We start from the raw sequence: 24,691 nt of genomic DNA, 5'->3' as shown, positions 1-24,691 counted from the left end.
TGATGGCAGACATTAACGCCATTCTCACCCAGGCTGCTAAGCTCGGTGCTTCCGATGTCCACATAACGGTCGGCAGGCCTCCGGTCTTCAGGATCAACGGCGCCCTTTTCCCCCTTGATGACCCGCAGCTGAGAGGCCGGCTGGACGTAATCAAACCGGAGGAGATCGGAATCTTTTCACCGGAGGATACAGATCTCCTGGCGCGGGAAATGATGAGGGAGGACCAGTACGAGCGATATGCGAAAAAAGGGGAACTGGACTTCTCCTATTCGCTCCCCGGGGTTACCCGAGTGAGGGCGAACGTCTTCAAACAGAGGAACAGCACCACCCTGGTGATGCGCCTGCTGAGCACGACGATCCCCTCTTTTGAGGAGCTGGGGCTCCCTCCGGTGGTTGCCTACCTGTCCAGAAGGCCGCACGGCCTCATTTTGGTGACGGGCCCCACCGGCAGCGGTAAATCCACAACCCTGGCGGCGATGATCGATTTAATTAACAAGGAGAAGAGGCTGCACATCATCACTCTGGAAGACCCCATCGAGTACCTCCACAGGCACAAGCTGGGCATCGTCAACCAGCGGGAAATCGGCGAGGACACCCAATCCTTTGCCACGGCTCTGCGGGCGGCCTTGCGTGAGGACCCTGACGTCATCCTGGTGGGCGAGATGCGCGACCTGGAGACCATAGCCACAGCCATTACCGCTGCCGAAACCGGCCACCTTGTTCTGGCAACCCTGCATACCTCCAGTGCCGCCGAAACCATCGACAGGATCATCGACGTCTTTCCCTCTGCCCAGCAGCAGCAGGTGAAGGTGCAGCTGGCCAATACCATCGAGGGAGTAATTTCGCAGCAGCTGATACCCCGAAAAGACGTTCCGGGCCGGGCGCTGGCCCTGGAGATCCTGGTGGCCACCCCCGCCATCAGAAATCTGATCCGTGAAGGGAAGACCTACCAGATACCTTCGCAGATCCAGACGGGGGGGAAGTACGGTATGCAGACGCTGGACATGTCCCTGCGGGTGCTTTATCGGAAGGGAATGATCGGCAAAGAAGAGGTTTTAAGCAGGGCGCTTGAGCCTGAGAGCATCCTGGGAAAAGGAGAGGAATGAGATGCCGCAGCTTTTTGCCTACAGGGCGCGAAATCTCGCCGGCCGGCTGGTCACCGGGAGGGTAGAGGCGGAGAACACGGGTACGGCCGTTGCTCTGCTGCGTGAAAAAAATCTCTTTGTGGTCAGCATCGAGCCGGTGCGTACCATCGGCCTCGATTGGCGCGAACTTTTCGCCGTTAAGATAGGAGTCAGGGATCTGGCCGTTTTTTGCCGGCAGTTTGCCACCATGGTCGGTGCGGGCATTCCCCTTTTGAAGTGCCTGGATGTACTGGCCAAGCAGGCACAAAACAGGCAGCTGCAGAGGATTCTCAGGGAGGTTATAACGGACGTCGAAAAAGGGAAGGGTTTGAGCGATGCCTTTAATCAACACCGCCGGCAGCTGCCGGAGATCTTGATCAACATGCTGGTTGCCGGCGAGGTAAGCGGGAGACTGGAGCAAACCCTGCTCCGGCTGGCCGTGCACTTTGAAAAAGAGCACGAAATCAGGGAGAAGGTCAAGTCCGCCATGACCTACCCCCTCTTCGTGGCTGGCATTGCCGTTGCTGCCGTCGTTGCTCTGTTGATCCTCATCGTACCGGTGTTTGTCGATATTTTCAACGAGATGGGAGCGGAGCTGCCCCTTCCCACGAGGATGGTCATCGGGGCGAGCACGCTGCTGACGCAGTACTGGTATCTCTGGCTGCTGCTCTTGGCCGCACTCTTTCTCGGGCTGAGGTACGCTCTGGCCACGAAAAAGGGGAAGGCCTACCTTGACCGGCTGCTTCTTCGAATGCCAGTTGTGGGGCCTCTCGTCAGCAAGACCGTCGTCGCCAGATTCGCCCGCACCTTTGCCGCCCTCCTGCAAAGCGGCGTTCCCATGCTGCAGTCGCTGGAAACGGTGGAACGGATCGCCGGCAACACAGTTGCTGCTGCGGAACTGGCAGCCGCCCGGGCGGGTGTCAAGGAGGGGGAGAGAATGGCCGGAGCGCTGCTTAAGAGCAAGGTATTCCCTCCCATGGCCGTCAATATGATCGCCGTTGGGGAAGAGGCGGGCACCCTGGACGACCTGCTGGAGAAGCTGTCCGACTTCTACGAGCGGGAGACCGCGGAGACGGTGGAGCGGCTTTCCAGCATCGTCGAGCCTTTGTTGATAGCCCTCGTCGGGATTCTGGTGGGGTTTATCGCAATCTCCATTTATCTGCCCATGTTCGGCCTCTCCGGGGCGATTCAGGGGGGCGCCATGTAAAACACCTCCCGGCCTGCTTCTTGCCCGTGCTGCTCTCTGCGGTTGCAGAGGGATGAAACAGGCAGAGGCGGGTCGGGGCTGCTCCGGAACCGGCTTCCTCAAGCTTTGGACGTCTATTGTTTGAGATATTTATTAAGTTATTAAGATCGAAACTGAATTGTCAGAAGTTTTGGTTGTGAAGTCGCATTTTGTTCTGAGAAATAACCGTTTATAATATACTGATGAAATATGGTTGCACCGGTAACTTTTTGTCAGAATTGAGGATGTTTCGTAGGGGGTGGGCCTAAGGTAAACCGTTGAATGATGGTTAGATTACTCTTTTATTGCTTGAGACTTGGAAAGAAAGGGGAGAGGAGAAGTGCTGAAAAGGTATTTCAGCAAATATTTCGGCAATGATAAGGGTTTTACGATGATCGAAATGATGGTCGTGCTGATCATCATTGCGGTGCTGATCGCAGGAGGCATCAGGTTTTATCTGGGGTACGTGGAGAGGGCCAAGGTGACCAAGGCAAAGAGTGAGATCACGACTATGCAGGCGGCACTGGACAGTTATTACGCTGAGAAGGGTGAGTATCCGGATGACGAAAATGATAGAGAGCTTGTTAAAGCGGGGCTTGCAACGGATAGGATAAGTATAAGTACAGAGGGTAACGACAGTATACAGTATATATATGAGGGAGGCGGTAATAGTTACAAAATTATAACAACAGCAACATTCAGAGCGGGCAAACTTGTAGGAGAAGGGCAAGATGGTAAATCAACAGAGCCCGATTTTGGTTCCGGTGAATAATTGCTATTATGATTAGTTTTCTAGAAGGATGTATTGAGTAATGAAGTACTCTGTGCATCCTTCTTATTATGCTTATCTTCCCGCCGCCAACCCCAAGACGATCCAGAACAGCGGCATGACCATGACGACGTCGATGTTGAACAGCCCCTGCACCAGGTAGACGGAGATCATCACCAGCAGCAGGAATCCCGTCCGGTTTCGGGGGCGGCGGAAGAAAAAGCTCAGAAAGGCCAGATAGGACAGCAGCGCAAAGGTCCCCATCGTCACCGCAATCTCCAGGAAGACGTTATGGGCTTTATCCACCAGGGCGTGGTTCGGGGTGATTATTTTGGCGTAGATGAGGTGGTCGGGGCCGATCCCGAACGCCCAGTAGTGCAGGAACAGCCTGGATACCCTCTCCCAGATGAAGATGCGGTAAGAACCGGCATCTGCCTCGAGCATGGCCGCTTTTCCCATCTCGCCGGGTACGGTCAGGATCCTGGATAACAGCAGGCCGTCCCGGGCCGGCAGGAGCAGGACGGTCACTGCCAGCAAGACAAAACTCAATCTTATAACCGCAGACCGTTTGTCTTGCTCTCTTAAAGCAAAATAAACGATGACGAGGAATCCGGCCAGCGATGCCAGCCAGGCTCCCCTGCAGAGGCTGACCAGGAGACCGGCGTAAATGAGTCCTGAGCAGAACAGCCAGGACGGCTTTTGGTGCTGCAGAAAGAAAAACAGCGCCGCCGGGAGGACAAATGCCGTGTAAGTGCCTAAAAAGTTCGGATTGGCAAGGGTTCCGTAGGGGTAGGTTGCTTCCCTTCCCGGTTCGTGGGGAACGAGGTTGATCCCGAAGTACTGCAGCAAGGCCAGAAAGGAAACGGCGGCGGCGCAGAAAATCATCCACTTTAACAGTTCGGTGGTTTTTTGATTGTTCTGCAGGGCCAGGATAAACAGGATGAAACAGCAGAAATAGGTGCTGAAACCGGTAAACCTGAAGGGGCTGCCGATCCATGCCGTCATGGGGACGGCTGCCAGGAACGAGGATGTCATGGCGCAGGTTAAAAAAAGCAGCAGCGGGAGCAGTACCGGATGGTTGAGCGGTTTTTTGTCTTTGATCAGGACGGCGAGGGCGACCAGGCTTAAACAGACCAGAACAACATACCTGGGGGCATAAAAGTACCCCGGTGGGGCCACACCGGCAGGAGAAATGATGTAAAACGGATGGGGAATTACCAGCAGGGGATAAACGGACAGCATCAACCAGAGCAGAATGTATCTGATATCGCAATTAATTTTTGTCCGCTGCCTCGTTCCGAGAGCCTTCAAAAATTTCACTTTATTATCACCTGAATGTATCCCGCAGCTATATGGCAGCGGGGGTGTTCTGCGGCCGGAGCTGCCGGGTAGCAAGTTCGACACATCCCCATCCTTTTCCTGCCTAAATGGCTGGAGTCCCCTTAGTGATAGGGGAAAAATACTATTACTTTGTCATCCCTGGCAGGAAAATTGCTGTATTTTGTTGAAATATTTCCAACATTGATCGGTATTATGCTGAACTGCGCTGTCGGATCAGGAGTGATCCCGGTTTGATTTTCTTTCAGAAAAGCGGTCAGAGCGGAATGAGTTGACCGTAAGGATCGAGATTTTGTCAGTGCTTTTTGAGTGGCGGTGTCCGATAATGTACTTAGATAACAGGAACGGTATTACCTTAATCGAAGTCGTTATAGCCGTTTCTCTCTTGGGCATTATAATTGTGCCATTCTTGAACTTTTTCCTTACGGGGAGCGCCTTAACCTCACTAGCCCGCAATGATGTTGCTGCTGTCAACAGCGCGCAGGAGATCATGGAGGAAATAAAAAGTCTTCCTGCCAGTTATCTGGGCACAGCGCAAGGGGGCTCTGACGATACAATCGTTCTAGAACCGAAGATAACGGATGATCTTGAGGGGTTTTTGGTGGCTTTGACCGGGGGGTCCGGCGCTGGCCAGGTACGGGAGATTACTCATTATGACACTTCTAACCGTCAAGCTACTGTATCGCCTGCATGGGATCAAACTCCTATCGAAAACCAGACTACATACCTGATACTGAGGAAAATCGACAGCAAATTTCCCTTTGAAATTGCCGTCGAGGACACGGAATTTGAAGACCTGAAAAAAATAACTGTAACTGTGTCTTACCAGGACGGGGAAAACCGGCGGGAAGTATCCCTGACCACGGATAAATTTAAGAGGTGAGAGCGTGATGGAAGAGAAGGGATTCACCCTTGTGGAGGCCATCATTGCTCTTACTGTTTTTTCATTTATAGTTTTTACCGTTGCTTTGCTTTACGCCAACGCGAACAGATCTTACGCTCGAAACAGCCAGCTGGTGGATGTGCAGGAAAACCTCCGGATTAGCCTCAATAAAATAGCCCGTGACCTGCGAGAAGCTACTGGAGAGCTGAATGTATCTAGAAAAGTTGACGGGGCTTGGAAAGTTGTCGAGGAAGGTGAAGAAGGGACCCAAATTAGCTACAAGGATTCCGAGGATAATCTTGTCGCGTACAGATTCGATGAGAAGGATAATGAGGTGGAAGTCAAAAGAGGACAGAATGATACATTTCATCCCATAGCAAGCCAGATAAAGAACCTGGAATTCAGTTTTGATGAGGAAGAGCGTATTGTCACGATAAAAATTCAGGGAGAAAAAGGGATAAGCGGCACTGTTGAGATGACCACAAGATTGTATTTGAGGGCTTATCAATGATCTCGATAGGGGGAAATCTCGGGGTGATTTCCGGACAGCGAGGCCAGGCGTTAGTAATAGTTTTGCTTCTGACGACGGCTGTTTTCATCATCGGCGGGGCGGGCCTTGCGCTAAGTTCTACCGCACGGAAAAACGCCGTGCAGGAGGTTCATCAGAAAAAGGCTTATTACATTGCCGAAGCTGGCGTAGAAAGGGCTCTGGCGAAAGTCAAGAGTGATCCTGCCTGGGTAAGAGGACTTTCGATTAAAGATGATTTTGATGAAGATGATTCAAAGGAAGTATTGTTCAGCAACGTCAGTTATCCTGTTGGCAGCACAAATGAAGGGCGCATTGAAGAAGTAAGGGTTATTAAGACAAGTGAAAACTTTTTATCGAATGAAGTTACAGTCAGGGTTCGGTCCATCGGGAGATATCAACAAAGCAGGTCTTCGTTGATTGTAGATGCTCTGATCAAATATGCATACCCGGAGAAGTTGTTTAGAGGTGTATGGGCTGAAGAGATTTCAGGATTACCTCAAGGTCATGGAGTTGATTTTGATGTTGATATTTATACAAGTGATTATGACCTAGATATTCCGGCAGGATCAACACTGATTGGAGATATTTTTTGCAGAGGTAAAGTTAATCTCGAAAATGGGAACAAGAGTCAGGACAAAAAAGATGAGAAAGGAAACAGTAAATTTACCAGTGTTATAGGTAATATTTATGCATTGGAGGATGTCTATATTGGTGACTTTTCCCAGTTGACTGGTAACATCTATATTGCTAACGATAAAAATGTAACCTGGGGGAAGGATGTAGAATTCTCTGGGGATGTTATCAAAATGAATCCGGATGATTTGGCTGCGTTGATACCCGATGATTCTGTTTTTCCCGACCTTCTCAGCGATGAGAATTTAGAGTGGTACAGGAAGAATGCCGATTTTTATGAAATACCTGATGATTTGAACTTTGAAGAGGGGATTTATTTTATTGATGGTGATTTGTCGCTAGCGGGTATTTATTCAGGAAGAGCAACCATCGTAGTGAATGGAAAGGTGACCATCGGAAAACAAGATAAGAATAAATATTTGGAAAAAAGTCAAGATGATGATTGCTTAACAATTTTGGCGATCAATGAAATCGAAATTAAGTCTCATCCAAACCCCAATAAAGAGGCTTATATCCAGGCCTTTCTCTATTCAAAGGAAAAGGCTACGATAAAAAACAAAACTAAGTTGATCGGTGCAATTACTGCTCCTTTTATCGATTCCTCAGGCTGTACAATAGAAATCGAGTATGATGAAATTGCCATTGATTATTATTATTCGAACGAGGCTACGAGTTTTTTGAAAATTACTAGGTGGATAAGTTGATTGTGGTTTTCGGTAGAGGTTAGAGGCCGGACCTTAGTTTATTGTGGCTGAGGGGTGTTCTAAATTCGAGCGATCGAGTTCGCACCGACAGGATGGTAATTTTAAAAGTGAGGGTGCTAAAAGGCGGTATTTATATATGAAAGATTACTTTCAAAAGTATTTGCCCAAAAAGACGAACTTTATCGGGATCGATGTGGGCACCAATAGCATTAAGGCTGCCGAGGTGCAAATATATGACGGGGTTCCCCTAGTGACCTCTCTAATGTTCATCCCTTCCCCGAAAGGGGTTTGGTCGGACGAGGTAGATGAGGAGAAGCTTGTTGAGTCTCTGCGGGAGCTGAGAAATCTCAGTCTGAATGAGGTGATAACCTGCATCGGTGGGGAAAAAGTGATCAGCCGCATTTTGCGTTTCCCTCGAATGAGCGATAAAGAACTGGAGGCGGCCATTAGATTCGAGGTGGAAAAGTTTGTTCCTACTCCTCTCGAACAATTGATTATCCGCTATGTGCGATTGGGAGAGGCTGCAGAGGGGCAGGAGCCGATCGTGAATGTGCTGCTGTTTGTCGTGCCGGCGGCTACCGTTTACCAGTACTACGGCATCTTTTCCCGTGCCGGCTTGACGGTGACCGCCGTTGATGCGCAGGTTTTTGCTCTCTGGCGCCTTTTCGGGAGGGAAGTTGAGGGCACCGTCGCCATCGCCGATATCGGGATGAGCACGTCATATCTGGTTATCGTCCGGGACGGGGAGATCCGTTTTGCCCGCCTTTTGCCTGTCGGGGGGAATATCCTGACCAAGTCCGTCATGGTTGCTTTCGGGGTGGAGTTTGCCGAAGCCGAACGGATGAAGGAAGAGGCCGGGGTGATGCCTGTCAATAGCGGCGGTACACCGTCTGAGGGATGGGAGCAGTTTGCCGACCTGGAAACAGCAGTAGCCGTGACGAATGACCGCTTTCCGGAGGGGATGCGGCTCGATTATGTTTTGAGGGACGGCCTGGCCGAAATCACCAGGGAGCTGCAGAGGTCCCTGGAGTTTTATGTTGCTCAAGAAAGGGTGGGGGTGGAGAGGCTTTTGTTGAGCGGGGGCACCGGTAAGCTCCGGGGAGTGACGGATTACTTGTCCGGTGCCCTGCAGATCCCAGTAGAGCTGGGCATCCCGGACATCGAGATGGCGGAGGGGGTCGCCTTCGATCCGTCCTTTTCCGTGGCCATCGGTCTTGCTCTGAGGGAGGTCTATGCTTGATGCCGCAGGATTCTTATAAGGTGAATCTCCTTCCCCCCGGCCTCCAGCGGGAAGGGATCGTCGATGTCCACCGTCTGGTCAGGCTGATTGCCTTAACTCTTTCGCTCGCCTTTCTGTTGGGGGGGTACGGGTACTTTTTGTTCAGCTTTTGGGGCGCCAAGAACGAGCTTGCGGCCGTCAGGCAGGAGTTGACCGCCCTGCGACCGGTGCTCTCCCGGGTTGAAGACGTTCGGGAGAAAAGAATAGCCGCCGAGGCGGCTTATCAGGAGTACAGTACTCTCCTGGATAGACATCAAAACTGGGCGGGCCTTCTATCGGATTTATTCCACGATCTCAACAATATCGCGCCGGTGGATCTCTGGCTGCTGGAGCTGGAAATATACCCGGACCCTGAAGCTTCAGGCGAGGAGTCGGAGAAAAAGGAAGGCCGGGGAAAACCCGATCAGTTCGCCCGGGCGAACAGCATCAGTATAAAAGGCTCCTCCCGAACGGTTTCTTCTGTGGGGGTTTTCATAAAGAACCTCAACCGGCTTCCTTACCTCCAGAATGTTGCACTGAAGAAGATCGCGGCGCTGGATGATGCTTTTAATTTTGAGATTACCGCCGGTCTCAAGGAGCGGTGAGTTATATGGAGATGGGGTTCAACCGGAAGGATCAGAGGATTCTCCTGGCAATGCTGGCAGCAGTGGGGGTGTTTTGCCTGTTTTATTTCTTGATCAGCCCCCAGATCAAGGCGTACGCCGAGGTAAGAAAGGAGCTGGCCGAAGAGCGCGCAAAACTGGAGAAGGCGCGAAGTGATGTGGCGTCTTACAAGGACGAGATTGTCAGGTATGAGCGCGCCTCGGAGAAGCTGCGGCAAGTAGAACCATATTTCCGGCAAGAGATGAGGGACGGCACCAATATCGTCGTTCTCGGGTTGCAATCAGCAGCCGATAATGTGGAGATAACGGGAATTGAGCCGGGGGAGATCGTCGCTAAAAAGCACACTCTGGAGATTCCTTTGAAGATAACGGCCAGGGGGGACTATCAGAATGTTCTTGCCTTTTTCAGCGCCCTCGGGAATTTACCTAATCTGAGTGAAGTCAGAAGCTTGAAGCTAACGGCGCTTGATAATCAACCGGGGGCCGTAGAGGCCGCTGTTGCCCTGCTGATCTTTTCTGCCAAAGACCCTGAGGGACAGGCGTATCTGGAAGAGATCAGGCGGTGGTCGCTGGGCCGGTATAACCTCTTTGCGCCTGCAGGAGCAGTTGCTCCCACACCTGAGCTGTCCGGGCACCTGAGGTTGCCGAAGCCGGTAGCCTCTTCCAACCCCTCTTCCAATCCTTCGCCACCGCCGGAGCCCGGCCAGAATGGTGATACCGGAGAGAGCATCTCTGGGTCCGGTGCCGCCGATCGGAATCCCGGGGGATTGCCCGAAGCAGGGGACTTCTTCAAGAAGTAACGGAAGAAAAAGCAACAGACGGAGTGATTGAATTGTCTTTTCCTCTGGCGGTCGTGTTTTTAATCGGCCTTTGTGTCGGGAGCTTTCTCAATGCGGTTATCTATCGCCTGCCGCGCCGGGAGTCTTTTATCACAGGCCGCTCCCGCTGCCCTCTCTGCGGCCATACTCTGGCCTGGTACGATCTGCTGCCCCTGCTCAGCTTTTTGATCCTGCTGGGAAGATGCCGCTACTGCCGGGCGGTTATTTCTCCGCGCTACCCTCTTATTGAACTGCTCACCGGTGCGTTATTCGCCCTGCTTTACCTCAGTTTCGGCCTGACGGCTGCCTTTGTGAAATATGCATTTTTTGCTGCCTTCCTGATAGTCGTCAGCATGATCGACCTCGAACACTATATCGTCCCGGACCGCCTTGTGACGGCCGGTCTTGCCGGTGGGATTCTGCTGGGTGTTTTAAGCAGGGATAGAGGGCTTTTTTCCGCTCTTCTCGGCGCCGGCGTAGCCGCAGGCTTTCTCTTGCTGGTTGCCTTGCTCAGCAAAGGGGGCATGGGGGGAGGAGATATCAAGCTGGCCTTCGTTACGGGGCTGTTTCTGGGGTGGCCGTTAGGCCCATTAGGCATTTTTCTCGGTTCCTGCCTGGCGGGCATCACCGGCGTATTCCTTTTGGCTCTGCGCCTGAAAGGCAGGAAGGACCCCATTCCCTTTGGGCCGTTTATTGCCATGGGCTCCCTTCTCTCTTTGTTGTGGGGGGACGAACTGCTGGCCTGGTATTTCCGCCATCTTAACTGGTGAGAAGTCTATGCGGGGTCAGCATCCTAACGGGAACGGATTTACCCTTTTGGAAGTAGCTGTTACCTTGGTTATCGCAGGCGTGCTGTTTGCTTGTGGGGCTGTGGAATTGCGGATGCTTCGCACCGATTTTAATCTGCAGTTTGCGGCCGACCGCCTGGCCGCGGATATACGCAGCGTTCAGCAGCGCGCTTTAGGCGAAAAAACCCCCGATTACTATATCGATTTTTACACCCACATCGATACCTACAGGGTAAAGAAGTGGGATACGCCCTTTTCCCGGGTAATCACCGAGGTGAGGCTGCCGCAGGGAGTGGACCTCTACAGCACCAATTTCCAGGACAACAGGTTGGTGATCAACGCTAAAGGCCTCCCTCCTCGCGGCGGCACCATCACCTTGAAAAGCAGGGAGACGGGAAGGTTGAAATACGTGATAGTGGCCTCCATCACCGGGAGGGTGCGGGTCAGCGATCGCCCCCCTGAGAGTTGGGAGGAATCATGAGGGCAGAGCATGCGTTAGCTGTTGGTTCATCCCTTCTTATTTGCTTGAGGGCTCCAGAATTATGATAACGGCGGCCGGGCAGAAGAAGGGGGCAGAAATGGAGCATCCGTACCATGAGCGGGTGCCCGGCAGCTTATGCTAAGCTACTGGCTACTGCTGTGACAGCAGGGGCAATCACTGTATAGGCGCCTTGAAAAAAGTAGACAATAGGAAACAACAGGAGTATCATGGAAGGGACTTCAGAAATATACTTCAGAAATATATCCCAATGATGGGGGAGCAGGGATGATAGCGAAAAAGGATCTGGAAGAGGTTTTGCAGGCCGCCCTCGGGGGCGGGGATTTCGCCGAGATTTTCCTGGAGAGAAGAACTCAGACCAGAGTGAGTTGTGAGGACAGGAAGATCGAGCGGGTGATCTCAGGGCGTGAAGAGGGGGCCGGTATCAGGATCGTGAAGGGTGACAGCACGGCCTACGGCTACACGACCGATCTCAGCAAAGAGGGATTGCTGAAGCTGGCGGAGCTGGTGGCCAGGGGGAGGAGGAGCAGTACTCCCGCCCTTATGTTGCCGGACAAGGAAAAAGCTCCAACCTCTTCAACCATCAAGGAGCGTCCCGACCGGGTAGGGATCGAGAGGAAGGTAGCGCTGGTCAGGGAGGCGGAGGAAGCGGCGCGCTCCGTCGACGAAAAGCTGGTCCGCCAGGTCACCGTGGGTTATGCCGATGTCCTTCAGCAGGTGACCATTGCCAACAGCGAAGGGGTTTTCGTCGAGGATGAGCGGGTGCGCTGCCGGCTGGTGGTGAATGTGGTGGCCTCCGACGGGCAGGTAATTCAGACCGGCTATGAGTCCGCCGGAGGCACCAGGGGGCTGGAGCTCTTCGAGGAAGGGAAGCCTGCAGCCCTTGGAAGGAGGGCGGCGGAGAGGGCGCTGTTGATGCTTAAGGCGCGCCGTGCCCCTGCCGGGCGGATGCCGGTGGTGATTTCCGGAGAGGCAGGGGGAACCATGATCCACGAGGCCTGCGGTCACGGGCTGGAGGCCGATCTGGTTCAGAAGAATCTTTCCGTTTATGCCGGAAAGAAGGGGGAACAGGTGGCCTCGGAGCTGGTAACGGTGATCGATGACGGCACCCTTCCCGGAAAGTACGGGGCGTTCCGCTTTGATGACGAGGGGAACCCATCTCAGCGCACCGTCTTGATCGAGAAGGGAATCCTGCGCGGCTACATGTACGACCGGATGACTGCCGCCAGAGACGGGGCAGAGCCGACCGGGAACGGGAGAAGAGAGTCCTTCCGGCACCGCCCGATCCCGCGCATGTCGACGACTTACCTGGCCCCGGGGAAGGACAGTCCCGAGGAGATCATCAGGGATACGAAAAACGGCCTGTTCGTCCGCAAAATGGGGGGAGGTCAGGTCAACACCACCACCGGTGACTTCGTCTTCGAAGTGCTGGAAGGCTACCTGATCGAAGACGGTAAGGTGACCGTGCCCGTCAGGGGGGCTACCCTTACGGGAAACGGCCCGGAGGTGCTGAGGATCATCGACCGCGTGGGGAACGACCTCGGCTTCTCTTTGGGCACCTGCGGGAAAGACGGACAAGGGGTGCCGGTTTCCGACGCCCAGCCCACCATCCGGATTCCGGAGCTGGTCGTAGGGGGAATTCTGGAAGAAGAGGGTGATCTCCGGTGACGGCCGTCAAGAGCCTCGATGGTCGCGAGCTGGTCGCTTTTGTTATGGAATATGCCGGGTGCCGGCATGTGGATCTGGCGGAGGCCTACTTCAGCCGTGAAGAGGAGCTGAGTATTGAGGTAAGAAACGGTGAGGTGGAGAACCTGAAGATTGCCCGGGATGAAGGCCTGGGCATCAGGGTGATCCATCGGAAGCGCCAGGGCTTCGCCTTTACCTCCGACTTGAGCCGGGAGGCGGTCCAAAACGCCCTGGATGCCGCCCTGGCCAATGCCCGGGCAGCCGACGAGGATCCCTGTTATGTCCTGCCTGAACCGGCGGCGGCCTACCCGGATCTGGAACTGGACGACCCCCGCCTGCGGGAGGTTACTCTGGAAGAGAAGATCGAGATGGTGCGCCAGATGGAGGACAGCGGGCGCTCCTTTGACCACCGGGTACGGCTGACCGAGCAGGCCAGCTACGAGGAGGTGCGCTACCAGACCGCCATCGCCAATTCAAAGGGAGTCCTCGTTTCTTCCGGCGGGTCCTACTGCGGCTGTTATGTCGCCTTTGTGGCCGGTGAAGGCGGTGACCAGCAGACGGGATTTGCCCTGAGCTTCAAGCGCCGGATAGCAGAGCTGGATCCCGCTGCCCTGGGGCGGGAGGCTGCAGACAAAGCTGTGCGGATGCTCGGGGCGCGCCGAAAGCCCACGAAGCGCCTCTCCGTGGTGCTGGATCCCTTTGTTGTCGCCAGTTTCTTGGGAATGCTCTCCTCTGCCCTGACGGCAGAAGCCGTTCAGCGGGGGAGATCCCTTTTCGCAGGTAAAATGGGCGAACAGGTGGCAGCAAAGGGAGTCACCGTCATTGACGACGGTGCCCTCCAGGACGGGATCCTGAGCGCTCCCTGTGACGGGGAGGGTGTGCCCACCCGGCGCACGCTGCTCCTGGATGATGGGGTGCTGTGCAGCTTCCTGCACAACTCCTATACGGCGGCCAAAGAGGGAGTATCCTCTACCGGGAATGCCGTGCGCGGATCGTTCCAGTCCCCGCCGCAGCTCGGAAGCACGAACTTTTATCTGGAGCCGGGATACCCCTCTCCGGTGCAGATCATCAGGGAAATGGATGAGGGCTTATACGTCACCGAGGTGATGGGGATGCACACCGCCAACCCCATTTCCGGTGATTTTTCTCTAGGTGTGGCAGGAATTTGGATCGAGCACGGCGAATTAACTACACCGGTACGGGGTATGGTAATTGCTGGCAATATCCTGGAGCTGCTGTCCAGGATTGATGCTGTGGGCAGTGACCTCCGCTTCTTCGGGGGCAAGGGCGCTCCCACCGTTCGGGTTGGCGGTTTGACCGTCAGCGGCCAGTAAGGGGAAACAAAGGCCGCACGGCGGGATAAAATGGTCTATGGGGTGAGCTGCTGGTGGGGCGTGTTCTGGTGCTGCACGGACCTAACCTCAATTTGCTGGGGGAAAGGGAAGAGGGGATTTACGGAAAAACAACCCTGGAAGAGATCGACCGCCGGCTCGTGGAGCAGGGAAAAGATGCTGGGGTGGAGGTGGTCACCCGGCAGTCCAATCATGAGGGGGAGATCATCGATGAGATTCACGCTGCTCGAGGGAGGTTCGACGCCATCATAATCAACCCGGGGGCGTTGACCCACTACAGTTATGCTTTACACGACGCCGTCAGGGCGGTGGACATTCCGGTGATTGAGGTGCATTTGAGCAACATTTATGCCCGAGAGCGCTGGCGCCGCCGGTCGGTGGTGGCAGCGGCCGCTCGCGGCCAGATAGCGGGGTTTGGGCCACTCAGTTACTCCCTTGCCCTGCAGGCGGCATGTGAGCTTATTCGTGAGGAAGGCGGAAACAGATGAGGGATATCCACGGCGGGCGCCTGAAGAGGCTGCGCAGCCTCCTGGAAGAGCAGGAGCTGGAGGCCCTGCTTGTGGCCAAACCGGAAAACACCCGCTATCTCAGCGGGTTTACCGGTGAGGCGCTGCTGCTGGTGACCGGAGAAGTGGGCTATCTTTTTTCCGACGGGAGGTACGAAGAGCAGGCCAGACTGGAGGCGCCCGGGTGGGAGTTCGTCAGGTTTAAGAGGTCGTTCACCGAGGTTCTCAGGGATCTCTGCCGGGAGTTAGGGCTCCGGGAGCTGGGTTTCGAGAAGGATTACCTCACCTATCAGCAGTGGGAGCAGCTGAAGGACGGTTTTTCTGGGGTGCTACGCCCTGTGGCCGGCCTCATCGAGGGGCTGCGCCTGATTAAAGACGATTACGAGGTGGGCCTGATTCGAGAGGCCGGGATGATCACCGCCGCTGCTTTCCGCTATGTGCTGGGGGAGATGTACGAGGGGCAGGAGGAGCAGGAGATCGCCGGTATTCTAGAGCTGTATATGAGGCAGCAGGGAGGGGGACCGCCTGCCTTTGAGATCATCGTAGCCTCCGGAGAAAGGGGTGCCCTACCTCATGGAACGGCATCGGGGAAGAAGGTAAGGCGTGGCGAATTCATTACCCTCGATTTCGGCGCCCGCTTTCAGGGGTATGCCGCCGATCTCACCAGAACGGTCGCGATGAGGAGCTTGTCCACTAAGCAGCGTGAGGTCTATGAACTTGTCAGGGAGGCCCAGGAGCGGGCTCTGAAGGTGATTCGGGCAGGAGTAACGGCGGCCGCGGTCGACGCCGCAGCCCGCAGTTTTCTAGAAGAAGCGGGATACGGAGGGTATTTCAACCATTCCCTGGGACATGGGGTGGGCCTAGCCGTTCACGAGGAGCCGCGCCTGGCTCCCGGGCAGGATCAGGAGCTGAAGCCGGGAATGGTGGTTACCGTGGAACCTGGAATTTACATTTCAGGCTGGGGGGGTGTGCGGATTGAGGATACCGTTCTCGTAAAGCAAAACGGTTGCGAAATCCTCACCCCAGTTACGAAGGACCTGATCGTCATTTGATTCTTGAGGGTAACATACTGAAAAAAAACTTATAGAAAGGAGTAGGCTCCGGCCGAAGTGGTTAATGGCCGGTTTGTTTAACGAAGATGGTTTCAACGAACGATTTGCGAACTGGCTTAACAATAGAGGTTGACGGCGAAATTTACAGTGTAGTGGATTTCCAGCACGTCAAGCCGGGGAAGGGATCCGCCTTCGTGCGCACCAAGCTCAAGAATATCCGTACCGGTGGGGTTATCGAGCGCACCTTCAGGGCAGGGGAGAAGCTCCCGCGGGCGCACCTGGAAAGGAAGGAGATGCAGTATCTTTACCGGGAAGGGGATTCCTTCGTCTTCATGGACAACGAAACTTACGACCAGGTCAGCCTCACCGTGGAACAGATGGGGGACAGCGTCAAATACCTGAAGGAGAACATGAACATCTGGCTGCTCACCCATAACGGCGCTTTGATAGGGATCGAACTGCCTAACTCCGTTGAGCTAAAGGTCGTCTCCGCCGAGCCCGGTGTCCGCGGTGACACTGCAACAGGCGCCACCAAGGCGGCGACCCTGGAAACAGGTCTGGTGATACAGGTACCCCTTTTTGTAGAAGAGGGGGATGTGGTGAGGGTTGATACGCGGACAGGAGAATACCTGGAGAGGGCCTAAATCTTAAAGGAAAAATTAACAGGAGGTTGAGATGGTGGACGATTTACGGGAAAAGATAGCTTACCTGCAGGGGCTGGCGGAGGGGCTGAAGCTGGAGGAAGGCAGCGATGAGGCGAAGATAATCAAACAGATAATCGACGTACTGGCCGACTTAACCGATGAAGTGGAAGAACTGCAGGTCGCTGTAGAGGATCTGGAGGATTATTTGGATGAAGAGCTTTTCGTGGAAGAAGAGGAAGATGAGGAAGAGTGTGAAGGGGACGAGTTTGAGGATGAAGATGATGACGTTTATGATAACGCCGACGACATCGATTACGTGGAGGTAGAATGCCCGCAGTGCCATGATATCATCTGCTTTGAGTCCGATATCGTGGATGACGAGGATGTTATTGAGGTGACCTGCCCGAACTGCAATAAGGTTGTTTATGTCAATGACGGTTCTATGCCTCTTCCGAAAGGATGGAAGAAAAAAGAGGAGGACAGAGAACAAGAAGATCTGTAAGGTTACCGCTAACGGTTAACAGCACTGCCTGAACAAGGCGGTGTTTTTTTATTTCATAATCATGGCAGCGGAAAAATATATATCAATATATACCGGCAATATATACCGGCGACAAGGAGGGAGGAGGATGGCCAGACTGGCTGCAGCCCGCCTCTGGGAAGTTTTGCTTTACCTGGCGCCGTCGATCAGGGGGATCCTGGAACGCCTGCCCCCTTCCGTAGCCGAGGGGATTGAGGAGATCCGGCTGCGCCTGGAACGGCCTCTCGCCATCCGCTACAACCAGCAGGAGTACTTTTTGGATGCGCAGGGGAGGATTACGCGAGAGCCTTCTGCAGCCTATCATGTTGCTGCAGAGGATATATCCAGAACAGTTCAGTCGATCAGCCAGGGGTCCTTATATGCCTTTGAGGAAGAGTTCCGGCAGGGATTTCTAACTCTACCCGGCGGGCACAGGGTAGGCCTGGCGGGCAAGGCCGTCCTGGAGAGGGGGGATATCAAGACCCTCAGGGATATCGGCAGCCTGAATTTCCGGATCGCCCGTGCCGTACCCGGCAGCGCCCGCCCGCTGCTACCCTACGTCCTTGATTTCCGAAACAAGCGTCCATATCACACCCTGTTGGTCTCTCCACCCTGCGCCGGAAAAACCACCCTCCTGCGGGATATCATCCGTTCCTTGAGCTATGGTATACCGGAACTGCATTTTCCGGCCCTGTCGGTAGGAGTCGTTGATGAGAGATGCGAGCTGGCCGCCTGTTATCAGGGGGTGCCGCAGCACGATCTGGGACCGCGCGTGGATGTCCTCGACCGCTGCCCCAAGGCCGCCGGGATGATCATCCTTTTGCGCTCCATGGCACCTCAGGTGATTGCCACCGATGAGATTGGCCGGTGTGAAGACATCAATGCCATTTGGGAGATGCTTTACACCGGGGTCAGCATTCTGGCGACGGTTCATGCCAGTTCCTGGGAGGAACTGGAGCGGCGACCTTATCTCCAGGACGTGGTGAATAAAAGGGTTTTCCAGCGCTATGTCTTTTTAAGCAGAAGGAAGGGGCCTGGCACCGTTGAAGGGGTCTGGGATGCCCAACGCAACTGCCTTTTCGGTGAGCAGCGGGAGAGGTGAGCGGGAGGTGTTCTGGAGTCTGCTCGGTGCGGTTATGATTATAGGTTCGGCCGGGTTGGCCGGGATGTTAAGGGCCTCCTACTTTTCTCGCCGCCCTCAAGAACTGCGCCTTCTTCAGGAAGTGCTGCAGATGCTGGATACGGAGATCATGTATGCAGCTACACCTCTTCCCGATGCCCTGCTCAAGATCGGACGGACAGGGGAAGGGGTGATCGCGAGAATTTTCACCTTTGCGGGAGAAGCGCTGGTGCAGGAGCGGGGAATTACACCTGCCGAGGCCTGGGAGAGGGCTCTCCGGCAGAACTGGCAGCTGACGGCACTAAGCAAAGAGGATCAAGCCATTCTCTCCGCTTTCGGGGAAAGGCTGGGGATTTCGGACAGAGAGGAACAGCACAAGAATATCGCCCTGACCTCGCTGCACCTGCGCCGGGAGGAGGAAAAGTCCCAAAGGGAACGGGAAAAGAACGAGCGCCTGTGGCGTTACGGAGGGTTTTTACTGGGGATCAGCATTGTGCTGTTGCTGTTGTAAGGGGGACAGGGAAGGTGCCATGAACGTCGATCTGATTTTCAAGATAGCCGGGCTGGGGATCCTTATCTCTGTGCTCAACATCATTTTGAAGCAGGCGGAAAAGGAGGAGCAGGCCCAGATGCTGACTCTTGCCGGTGTTGTTGTGGTGCTGATTATGGTAGTCCAGCTGATCAACGACCTGTTCAACATGGTTCGCTCGGTATTTCACCTCTTTTAGGAGAGGTTTGCGGCATGGAGATCCTGTACGTTGTCGGCTTTGCCCTTGTCGTTGCCGTTTTTGCGGTGCTCCTGCGGGAGGAGCGCCCGGAAATGGCTCTGCTGCTGGTCCTCGGCTTCGGCGTCCTGATTTTTATCCTGGTGCTGGGGAAAATGGGGGCGGTTATCGGCCTCTTTCGGGATCTGTCGCGCCTTGCCAGGGTTGATGAACTCTACCTCACCACACTGTTGAAGATCTTGGGGATCGCTTATATTGCCGAATTCGGTGCCCAGATCTGCCGCGATGCGGGGGAGGGTACCATCGCCAGTAAAATCGAAATGGTGGGCAAGATTTTGATCTTGGTATTGGCGCTTCCGATCTTCGCTGCCATCATGGAAGTGATCGTCCGGCTGCTACCATAGAACGCTCCTTAACCGTTCCCTGACGGGTGTCGGTAGGCGGCCATTGTATAGTGCGTATTGGCCGTTTGCCAGCGGCTGAAACGGCCGGTTAAAGACGGCCGAACGCATCCGCTTTGAAGGGGGGAGAGCTGTTGCAAAGGCGCCGCCTGCAGTTTCTCTCAGCAGACATTATATTCCTTATATTGCTCGTGTTTTTCCTCTGGCCGTACCCTGAAGCCGCCGCTGCCCCTGCAGAGGATGCCGGTTCCGGTCTTTCTCAACAGTATCTTTCCGAGCAGTTGGAAAAGCTACCCCTTGACGATCTGGAGGTTTTCTTAAAGAGGGTTGATGGAGACATCCAGGAGCAGTTGTCCGGTTTCAGCCTGATCGAAATGCTGGAGGGAATCCGTCAAGGGGAGATCGACTTCGACCTGAAGGGGCTCTTCAAGGAATTGATAAAATTCTTTTTCCGGGAATTCCTCACCCACGCCGTTTTGTTGGGCAAGCTGATTGTCCTGGGGGCCGTTCTTGCCCTCCTCGCGCACCTGCAGTGCGCCTTTGAGCAAAATACGGTGGCCAGGCTGGCACACAGCGTCGGTTTGCTGTCCCTTTTTACGGTGGCCCTCAGTTCTTTTACCCTGGCCCTCTCAGCCGGGCGGGAGGCCATCGGCAGCATGGTCGGTTTTATGCAGTCGTTGATTCCTGTTGTCATGACCCTTCTGGCAGCGGTCGGCAATTTAACTTCGGTTGCCCTCATGCACCCTGTCATTTTTCTTTCCTTAAACGTCTTGGGTACGTTGACGCAGAACATCGTCTTTCCTCTGATTTTCTGCTCTGCCGTCCTCGGAATTGTGAGCCAGCTTTCAGAGCGCTTTCAGGTGTCCCGTTTGGCGGGGCTTTTTAGGGATGGAAGCGTCCTCTTGCTAGGGCTCTTTTTGACGATTTTTACCGGCATCCTGGCGGTTCAGGGGGTGGCCGGAGCTGTTGCGGACGGAGTAGGACTGCGCACGGCCAAGTACCTGACCGGAGCCTTTGTTCCTGTTGTCGGGGGTATTCTCTCGGATGCCGTAGAGGCCGTCGTGGGCTGTTCCCTGTTTATCAAGAATGCCGTCGGTATCCTCGGGGTGCTGGCTATTTTCTTCCTGTGCACCATTCCTGTGGTCAAAATTCTGGCTGCGGCAATGGTGTACAGGCTGGCGGGGGCCATATTGCAGCCCATCGGGGCCAGGGAATTGTCCGACAGCCTGCACCTTTTGGGGAACCATCTGTTTCTCGTCTTCGCGGTGGTGGCTGCGGTGGGGGTCATGTTTTTCATGGCCTTAGGCATTATCGTGGGGTTGGGCAATCTTGTGGTGATGCTGCGGTGAGCCGTTGGGGGGTTGTTCTTGGAAACCATCTATCAGCTGGTTAGAAATATCGTTTTTCTGGTGCTCCTGGCTGCCTTTCTAGAGATGCTTCTACCGCTAAAAGAGACGCGGCGGTTCGTCGAAGTGATTTTTGGGCTCTTTGTGGTGGTTGCCGTTCTTAACCCCGTCGTTGCCCTCTTCGATCAGAAGCGCTTCTTAACTCAAGAGGTCTACCAGGAGGTGGGAGCGGAAGAGCTGGAGGCGATTCTTTCCCGGGGGAAGGAACTGCAGAGAGCCGCCGCAGTTGAGGCGCGTGCCGTGTACGGAAAGCGCCTGGAAGACCAGATCAGGACGATGGCGTGCTTGGTGCCCGGCGTCGGCGCGGCCGTAGTGAAAGTGGAACAGGAGGCTTGGGATCCCTCTCTGCAGTCGGTTGGAGGGGTGGAAAGGGTGTTCATTACCCTAAGGCCGGAAGAGGATGATAATCAGTCGATTCCACCCGTGGAAAGAGTGTACGTTTCTTCGGAGGCCGACGAACCGGACCCGGGAAACAGGAATCCGGAAGGGCGGCAGGGGCGCGAGGAAGCGCGGCTTCGGGTTCAAGAGACGATTGCTTCTTTTTTCGGGCTGCGCAAGGAGCAGGTGATTGTCATCTGGGAGAATGAGAGGTGAGGGTATTGTCTGAGAAAAACCTGTTAGCCTGGTGGGATACGGCCAAAAACAGAAAGGAGTGGTATTTACTGCGTTCTCCGCAGATGCTGCGGCTTCTTATTGTCCTGATCGGGGGCATATTCATTCTGGTTTGTGCCGGGAACCTGGTTTCCCCGTCTGAAACCGTATCCGGAGAGGGTGCAGGGGGGGAAACGGAGGTGGCCGCTCCGGAGGGGACGGCCGGCCTGGCGGCTGCGGAAAGGGATTTGGAGCGCAGGCTGGAGGCAATACTGAGTTCTGTTGCCGGATCAGGTGCGGTGCAGGTAACCGTCACTATGGCCGCGGGGCCTGAGCATATCTATGCAAAAAATTTGTCCAAACAAAACAGAACGACCGAGGAAAGGGATCAGGCTGGTGGCAACCGCATTACCACTGAAGTCAATGAGGACGGGAACCTGGTTTTGGTGCAGTCGGTTTCCGGAGGGAAGGAAGAGCCGGTTTTGATCAGGACGACGCGCCCGGAAATTGCCGGGGTGCTCGTTCTGGCGGAAGGAGCCGACAATCCCGCACTGCGTGAAGAATTGTCCCGGGCGGTGGAGACGGTGTTGGCCATTCCTCCGCATAAGGTAACGGTATTACCTAAAGAAGGCAGGTAATGTCTGATGTTCTTCATCTGGGATAAAAAAGCAGTTGTTCTTGTGGGTCTGGGGCTGGCCATTCTGATTGGCGGCTGGTGGCTGACCAGGGGTGGCTTTTTTCTTCGGGAGAAGAACAGGCCGGTCGAGGTGGATTTGCACGTTAAAAAGGATGTTCCCAAACCTTCCGGCGGCGATTTGGAAAAGGCGGAGTTCTTTGTGGACTGCCGTTTGGCCAGGGACCGTATCCGCAGCCAGCGAATCGAGGTGCTAAAAGAGATTGCCGCCAACCCCACATCCGACAGCGAGAACCGCAGCAGGGCACAGCAGGAATTGATGAGTATTATGGACCAGGCGGTCAAGGAGACAGAGCTGGAACAGATGGTGGTGGCAGAGGGGTTTAAGGATGCCGTCGTGATGATTCAGGAAAAATCGGCAACGGTGATCGTCCAGGGGCGCTCCTTAACGAGTGCCGATAAGGAAAAGATCAGGGATATCGTTGCCAGAGTGGTTTCTATTGAGCCTGGAAATGTGCTGGTGATGGCGAAGCTGTGAAGGATGAGGATATTGTATACTTACCCGGAAATGCTTGAAAATCCTGAGACTCAAGGATATAATCATCTAGAATAGAATTGCAACAGATCTAATCACCAGAGCCGGTTATTGCAACCGATTTCTTTTTTACTCGGCATTGTTTATATAAGCGTCGAAATACCCCAACGCCGGTTCAAAGCCGCTGAGATGCTGAAAGCTGGTAAGGGGTTGTCGGCTGTTTCGAAAATTTGATGTTTTCGACGGTTTGAAAGCAATTGTTGCTGGAGATATTATTTTCATGGTTTGGTATGAGACGGCCGGCCTGCTTATTTTTCAGGGTGAGGAGGTTGAGCGGTGGAGGGACCAAAAATCACAGACACCACGCTGAGAGATGCCCACCAGAGCCTCTGGGCGACCAGAATGCGTACCGAAGATATGGTGCCGGTTCTGGAAAAGCTCGATGAGGTCGGTTATTTTTCTTTGGAGATGTGGGGTGGGGCAACTTTCGATGTCTGCATCCGCTATCTCAATGAGGACCCCTGGGACAGGATCAGGATCATCAAAAAGCACGTCAAGAAAACCCCTCTGCAGATGCTGCTGCGCGGTCAGAACCTGGTCGGATATGCCAATTATCCCGACGATGTGGTGGAGGCCTTCGTTGATAAGGCTGCCGAAGTGGGAATAGACATCTTCCGCGTCTTCGATGCCCTGAATGACGTGCGCAACCTGGAGGTGCCGATGCGGGCGGTCAAAAAGACAGGTAAACACCTTCAGGCGTGTGTCGTTTACACCCTTAGCCCTGTGCACACCAACGAGCACTACCTGGAGACGGCCCTCCGCCTGCAGGACTTAGGAGCCGATTCCATCTGCATTAAGGACATGGCCGGGATGATTGCCCCTTATGTGGCCTATGAGCTGGTTTCCTTGCTCAAGGAGAAGCTCGATGTTCCCATTCAGCTGCACACCCATTATATCGGAGGAATGGCCATCGGAGCCTGCTTGAAGGCAGTAGAAGCGGGAGTAGATGTTTTTGATGCCTGTTCGGGGCCTTTGGCTTTTGGTTCCTCGCAGCCTCCGGTAGAGACCCTGGTTCGGGCGCTGCAGGGCACTCCCTGGGATACCGGCCTTGACCTGCATCTGCTCTTTGAGATCTCGAACTATTGGGAGGAGCTGCGGCGCAAGCGAGGCTTTGAGCGTGGGGTTACCAGGATTTCCGACATGAAGGTTTTCGACCATCAGGTTCCTGGTGGAATGATCAGCAATCTGGTGAGCCAGCTGGAGGAGCAGAAGGCCCTGCACCGCATCGGCGAGGTGTTGGAGGAGATACCGAGGGTGCGGGCTGACCTGGGCTATCCTCCATTAGTGACGCCTACCAGCCAGATCGTCGGTATCCAGGCTGTGTTCAATGTTTTGACCGGTGAACGCTACAAGATGGTGCCTCAGCAGGTGAAGGATTACGTGCGGGGCTTTTACGGAAAGCCGCCCGGGAAGATCGATGAAGAGGTGCGGCGACTGATCATCGGGGATGAACAGCCCATCACCTGCCGCCCCGCCGATCTGCTGGAGCGCAATTTCGATAAATTAAAAGAGGAAATCAAGGATCTGGCGAAATCCGAGGAGGACTATCTCACCTACGCCCTGTTCCCTGCCGTTGCCAGGAAATTTTTCGAATACCGGGAGAAGGTCAGGAAGGGTGAAGTGCAGCCCGCACCTGTGGACGAACCTGCCGTTAAGCCGGCTTCCGGCGAGCCTGCAGTCAAACAGACGGCGGCTGGAGGCAAGCAGCAGGCTTCGCGAACGCCGCGGGAGGACGGAAAGATGATGATCGAAGACATCAAAGACTTTATTAAATTGATTAATGAAACAGATATCAACGAGCTCGAGGTGGAGACGCCGGGGATGAGGTTGAATATCAGAAAGGGGATTACCGGCAGCTCTACCGGCAATTCGAGTCGCGCCCCCATTTACGAAGAAGCTGGCAGGGCAGATGCGCCCGAAGCGGCTGAGCCTGCCCCAACCCAAGAGCGCCGCGATAATCTGGTTGAGGTGGTAGCCCCTATGGTGGGTACCTTCTACAGGGCGCCGGCTCCCGGTGCACCCCCCTTCGTGGATGTGGGCAGCAAGGTGAAGAAGGGAGATACCCTCTGTATCATCGAAGCTATGAAACTGATGAATGAGATCGAGGCGGAGTGTGACGGGGAGATTGTGGAGATCTTGGTTGAGAACGCCCAACCTGTGGAGTACGGTCAGGTTCTCTTCCTCATCGCCAGCGAGGGATAAGAAGTGCATCTTGTCCCAAGGCAAAGACCCGCTGGTGCGGGAAACAACCGGCGCTTGAAAACTGTA

The 24,691-nt window shown here is 54.6% G+C and carries 27 protein-coding genes; 26 read left to right on the top strand and 1 reads right to left on the bottom strand.

All coding sequences use genetic code 11. The features are described from left to right. Positions 1-2: 2 nt before the first annotated feature. The 3 genes from TPH_RS08305 (at position 3) to TPH_RS08295 (ending at position 3,121) form a co-directional block, all read left to right on the top strand. Positions 3-1,106, top strand: a complete 1,104-nt coding sequence (locus TPH_RS08305; RefSeq protein ID WP_015050749.1) for a type IV pilus twitching motility protein PilT — start codon at positions 3-5, stop codon at positions 1,104-1,106. Between the two features lies 1 nt (position 1,107). Further along, positions 1,108-2,331 (top strand): type II secretion system F family protein, encoded by a 1,224-nt coding sequence (locus TPH_RS08300; protein WP_015050748.1) that lies wholly within the window; start codon positions 1,108-1,110, stop codon positions 2,329-2,331. A 358-nt stretch (positions 2,332-2,689) separates the two neighbouring features. After that, a complete protein-coding gene (locus TPH_RS08295) occupies positions 2,690-3,121 on the top strand; it encodes a type IV pilin protein (protein WP_015050747.1) in 432 nt (143 codons plus the stop codon). Between the two features lie 72 nt (positions 3,122-3,193). Here TPH_RS08295 and TPH_RS08290 read toward each other — a convergent pair whose 3' ends face one another. After that, the gene (locus tag TPH_RS08290) at positions 3,194-4,438 is read right to left on the bottom strand and encodes an O-antigen ligase family protein (RefSeq protein ID WP_015050746.1); all 1,245 of its coding nucleotides are present in this window, start codon (positions 4,436-4,438) and stop codon (positions 3,194-3,196) included. A gap of 343 nt (positions 4,439-4,781) precedes the next feature. Between TPH_RS08290 and TPH_RS08285 the strand changes: the two genes are divergently transcribed. From TPH_RS08285 to accB, 23 genes are all read left to right on the top strand, one after another. Further along, positions 4,782-5,339, top strand: a complete 558-nt coding sequence (locus tag TPH_RS08285; RefSeq protein WP_015050745.1) for a prepilin-type N-terminal cleavage/methylation domain-containing protein — start codon at positions 4,782-4,784, stop codon at positions 5,337-5,339. Positions 5,340-5,346: 7 nt separating this feature from the next. After that, a complete protein-coding gene (locus tag TPH_RS08280; protein WP_015050744.1) occupies positions 5,347-5,850 on the top strand; it encodes a prepilin-type N-terminal cleavage/methylation domain-containing protein in 504 nt (167 codons plus the stop codon). A 23-nt stretch (positions 5,851-5,873) separates the two neighbouring features. Then, a complete protein-coding gene (locus TPH_RS08275) occupies positions 5,874-7,205 on the top strand; it encodes a pilus assembly PilX N-terminal domain-containing protein (RefSeq protein WP_028990946.1) in 1,332 nt (443 codons plus the stop codon). Between the two features lie 136 nt (positions 7,206-7,341). Further along, positions 7,342-8,445, top strand: a complete 1,104-nt coding sequence (gene pilM, locus TPH_RS08270; protein WP_015050742.1) for a type IV pilus assembly protein PilM — start codon at positions 7,342-7,344, stop codon at positions 8,443-8,445. Next, complete coding sequence (locus tag TPH_RS08265; RefSeq protein ID WP_015050741.1) at positions 8,445-9,068, top strand: PilN domain-containing protein; 624 nt, start codon at positions 8,445-8,447, stop codon at positions 9,066-9,068. Before pilM ends, TPH_RS08265 begins: the two co-directional genes overlap by 1 nt. A 5-nt stretch (positions 9,069-9,073) precedes the next feature. Continuing rightward, on the top strand, positions 9,074-9,886 hold the full coding sequence (locus TPH_RS08260; RefSeq protein ID WP_015050740.1) for a type IV pilus inner membrane component PilO: 813 nt from the start codon (positions 9,074-9,076) through the stop codon (positions 9,884-9,886). A 32-nt stretch (positions 9,887-9,918) separates the two neighbouring features. Further along, positions 9,919-10,674 carry a prepilin peptidase gene (locus TPH_RS08255; protein ID WP_015050739.1) on the top strand — a complete coding sequence of 252 codons (756 nt, stop codon included), beginning with the start codon at positions 9,919-9,921 and terminating at the stop codon, positions 10,672-10,674. A gap of 7 nt (positions 10,675-10,681) precedes the next feature. After that, positions 10,682-11,173: a GspH/FimT family pseudopilin gene (locus TPH_RS08250; protein WP_015050738.1), complete on the top strand. Its 492-nt coding sequence runs from the start codon at positions 10,682-10,684 to the stop codon at positions 11,171-11,173. Positions 11,174-11,458: 285 nt separating this feature from the next. Further along, positions 11,459-12,859 (top strand): TldD/PmbA family protein, encoded by a 1,401-nt coding sequence (locus TPH_RS08245; protein WP_015050737.1) that lies wholly within the window; start codon positions 11,459-11,461, stop codon positions 12,857-12,859. Next, positions 12,856-14,211: a TldD/PmbA family protein gene (locus TPH_RS08240; RefSeq protein ID WP_015050736.1), complete on the top strand. Its 1,356-nt coding sequence runs from the start codon at positions 12,856-12,858 to the stop codon at positions 14,209-14,211. The genes TPH_RS08245 and TPH_RS08240 overlap by 4 nt, the downstream gene beginning before the upstream one ends. A 53-nt stretch (positions 14,212-14,264) precedes the next feature. Further along, positions 14,265-14,717, top strand: coding sequence for a type II 3-dehydroquinate dehydratase (gene aroQ / locus TPH_RS08235; protein WP_015050735.1), 453 nt, complete (start codon positions 14,265-14,267; stop codon positions 14,715-14,717). Next, on the top strand, positions 14,714-15,787 hold the full coding sequence (locus TPH_RS08230) for a M24 family metallopeptidase (RefSeq protein WP_015050734.1): 1,074 nt from the start codon (positions 14,714-14,716) through the stop codon (positions 15,785-15,787). The genes aroQ and TPH_RS08230 overlap by 4 nt, the downstream gene beginning before the upstream one ends. Before the next feature lie 86 nt (positions 15,788-15,873). After that, positions 15,874-16,431, top strand: a complete 558-nt coding sequence (efp, locus tag TPH_RS08225) for an elongation factor P (protein ID WP_015050733.1) — start codon at positions 15,874-15,876, stop codon at positions 16,429-16,431. A gap of 31 nt (positions 16,432-16,462) precedes the next feature. Continuing rightward, on the top strand, positions 16,463-16,933 hold the full coding sequence (locus TPH_RS08220; protein ID WP_015050732.1) for a CD1247 N-terminal domain-containing protein: 471 nt from the start codon (positions 16,463-16,465) through the stop codon (positions 16,931-16,933). A 127-nt stretch (positions 16,934-17,060) separates the two neighbouring features. Further along, positions 17,061-18,053, top strand: coding sequence for a stage III sporulation protein AA (gene spoIIIAA / locus TPH_RS08215; RefSeq protein ID WP_015050731.1), 993 nt, complete (start codon positions 17,061-17,063; stop codon positions 18,051-18,053). Further along, positions 18,010-18,582 carry a stage III sporulation protein SpoIIIAB gene (spoIIIAB, locus tag TPH_RS08210; protein WP_015050730.1) on the top strand — a complete coding sequence of 191 codons (573 nt, stop codon included), beginning with the start codon at positions 18,010-18,012 and terminating at the stop codon, positions 18,580-18,582. The genes spoIIIAA and spoIIIAB overlap by 44 nt, the downstream gene beginning before the upstream one ends. A 19-nt stretch (positions 18,583-18,601) precedes the next feature. Continuing rightward, positions 18,602-18,799 (top strand): stage III sporulation protein AC, encoded by a 198-nt coding sequence (gene spoIIIAC / locus TPH_RS08205; RefSeq protein WP_015050729.1) that lies wholly within the window; start codon positions 18,602-18,604, stop codon positions 18,797-18,799. Positions 18,800-18,813: 14 nt separating this feature from the next. Beyond that, positions 18,814-19,200, top strand: coding sequence for a stage III sporulation protein AD (gene spoIIIAD / locus TPH_RS08200; protein ID WP_015050728.1), 387 nt, complete (start codon positions 18,814-18,816; stop codon positions 19,198-19,200). Between the two features lie 131 nt (positions 19,201-19,331). Continuing rightward, the gene (spoIIIAE, locus tag TPH_RS08195; RefSeq protein WP_015050727.1) at positions 19,332-20,546 is read left to right on the top strand and encodes a stage III sporulation protein AE; all 1,215 of its coding nucleotides are present in this window, start codon (positions 19,332-19,334) and stop codon (positions 20,544-20,546) included. 18 nt (positions 20,547-20,564) lie between these two features. Then, the gene (locus TPH_RS08190) at positions 20,565-21,197 is read left to right on the top strand and encodes a stage III sporulation protein AF (protein WP_015050726.1); all 633 of its coding nucleotides are present in this window, start codon (positions 20,565-20,567) and stop codon (positions 21,195-21,197) included. A gap of 5 nt (positions 21,198-21,202) precedes the next feature. Beyond that, positions 21,203-21,832: a hypothetical protein gene (locus TPH_RS08185; protein WP_148275883.1), complete on the top strand. Its 630-nt coding sequence runs from the start codon at positions 21,203-21,205 to the stop codon at positions 21,830-21,832. A 6-nt stretch (positions 21,833-21,838) separates the two neighbouring features. After that, on the top strand, positions 21,839-22,366 hold the full coding sequence (locus tag TPH_RS08180) for a SpoIIIAH-like family protein (protein ID WP_015050724.1): 528 nt from the start codon (positions 21,839-21,841) through the stop codon (positions 22,364-22,366). Positions 22,367-22,699: 333 nt separating this feature from the next. After that, a complete protein-coding gene (accB, locus tag TPH_RS08175) occupies positions 22,700-24,625 on the top strand; it encodes an acetyl-CoA carboxylase biotin carboxyl carrier protein (RefSeq protein ID WP_015050723.1) in 1,926 nt (641 codons plus the stop codon). The last annotated feature ends 66 nt before the right edge of the window (positions 24,626-24,691 follow it).

Origin of the sequence: Thermacetogenium phaeum DSM 12270, assembly GCF_000305935.1 — a bacterium.
GTDB lineage: Bacteria > Bacillota > DSM-12270 > Thermacetogeniales > Thermacetogeniaceae > Thermacetogenium > Thermacetogenium phaeum.
This window is presented reverse-complemented; position numbering and strand designations above follow the sequence as displayed.

Excerpts from the sequence above, each read along its gene's own strand:
- TPH_RS08305 (WP_015050749.1), top strand. The coding sequence starts at position 3 with ATGGCAGACATTAACGCCATTCTCACCCAGGCTGCTAAGCTCGGTGCT.
- TPH_RS08300 (WP_015050748.1), top strand. The coding sequence starts at position 1,108 with ATGCCGCAGCTTTTTGCCTACAGGGCGCGAAATCTCGCCGGCCGGCTG.
- TPH_RS08285 (WP_015050745.1), top strand. The coding sequence starts at position 4,782 with ATGTACTTAGATAACAGGAACGGTATTACCTTAATCGAAGTCGTTATA.
- TPH_RS08280 (WP_015050744.1), top strand. The coding sequence starts at position 5,347 with ATGGAAGAGAAGGGATTCACCCTTGTGGAGGCCATCATTGCTCTTACT.
- pilM (WP_015050742.1), top strand. The coding sequence starts at position 7,342 with ATGAAAGATTACTTTCAAAAGTATTTGCCCAAAAAGACGAACTTTATC.
- TPH_RS08265 (WP_015050741.1), top strand. The coding sequence starts at position 8,445 with ATGCCGCAGGATTCTTATAAGGTGAATCTCCTTCCCCCCGGCCTCCAG.
- TPH_RS08260 (WP_015050740.1), top strand. The coding sequence starts at position 9,074 with ATGGAGATGGGGTTCAACCGGAAGGATCAGAGGATTCTCCTGGCAATG.
- TPH_RS08250 (WP_015050738.1), top strand. The coding sequence starts at position 10,682 with ATGCGGGGTCAGCATCCTAACGGGAACGGATTTACCCTTTTGGAAGTA.
- TPH_RS08245 (WP_015050737.1), top strand. The coding sequence starts at position 11,459 with ATGATAGCGAAAAAGGATCTGGAAGAGGTTTTGCAGGCCGCCCTCGGG.
- TPH_RS08230 (WP_015050734.1), top strand. The coding sequence starts at position 14,714 with ATGAGGGATATCCACGGCGGGCGCCTGAAGAGGCTGCGCAGCCTCCTG.
- efp (WP_015050733.1), top strand. The coding sequence starts at position 15,874 with ATGGTTTCAACGAACGATTTGCGAACTGGCTTAACAATAGAGGTTGAC.
- TPH_RS08220 (WP_015050732.1), top strand. The coding sequence starts at position 16,463 with ATGGTGGACGATTTACGGGAAAAGATAGCTTACCTGCAGGGGCTGGCG.
- spoIIIAA (WP_015050731.1), top strand. The coding sequence starts at position 17,061 with ATGGCCAGACTGGCTGCAGCCCGCCTCTGGGAAGTTTTGCTTTACCTG.
- spoIIIAB (WP_015050730.1), top strand. The coding sequence starts at position 18,010 with ATGCCCAACGCAACTGCCTTTTCGGTGAGCAGCGGGAGAGGTGAGCGG.
- spoIIIAC (WP_015050729.1), top strand. The coding sequence starts at position 18,602 with ATGAACGTCGATCTGATTTTCAAGATAGCCGGGCTGGGGATCCTTATC.
- spoIIIAD (WP_015050728.1), top strand. The coding sequence starts at position 18,814 with ATGGAGATCCTGTACGTTGTCGGCTTTGCCCTTGTCGTTGCCGTTTTT.
- TPH_RS08180 (WP_015050724.1), top strand. The coding sequence starts at position 21,839 with ATGTTCTTCATCTGGGATAAAAAAGCAGTTGTTCTTGTGGGTCTGGGG.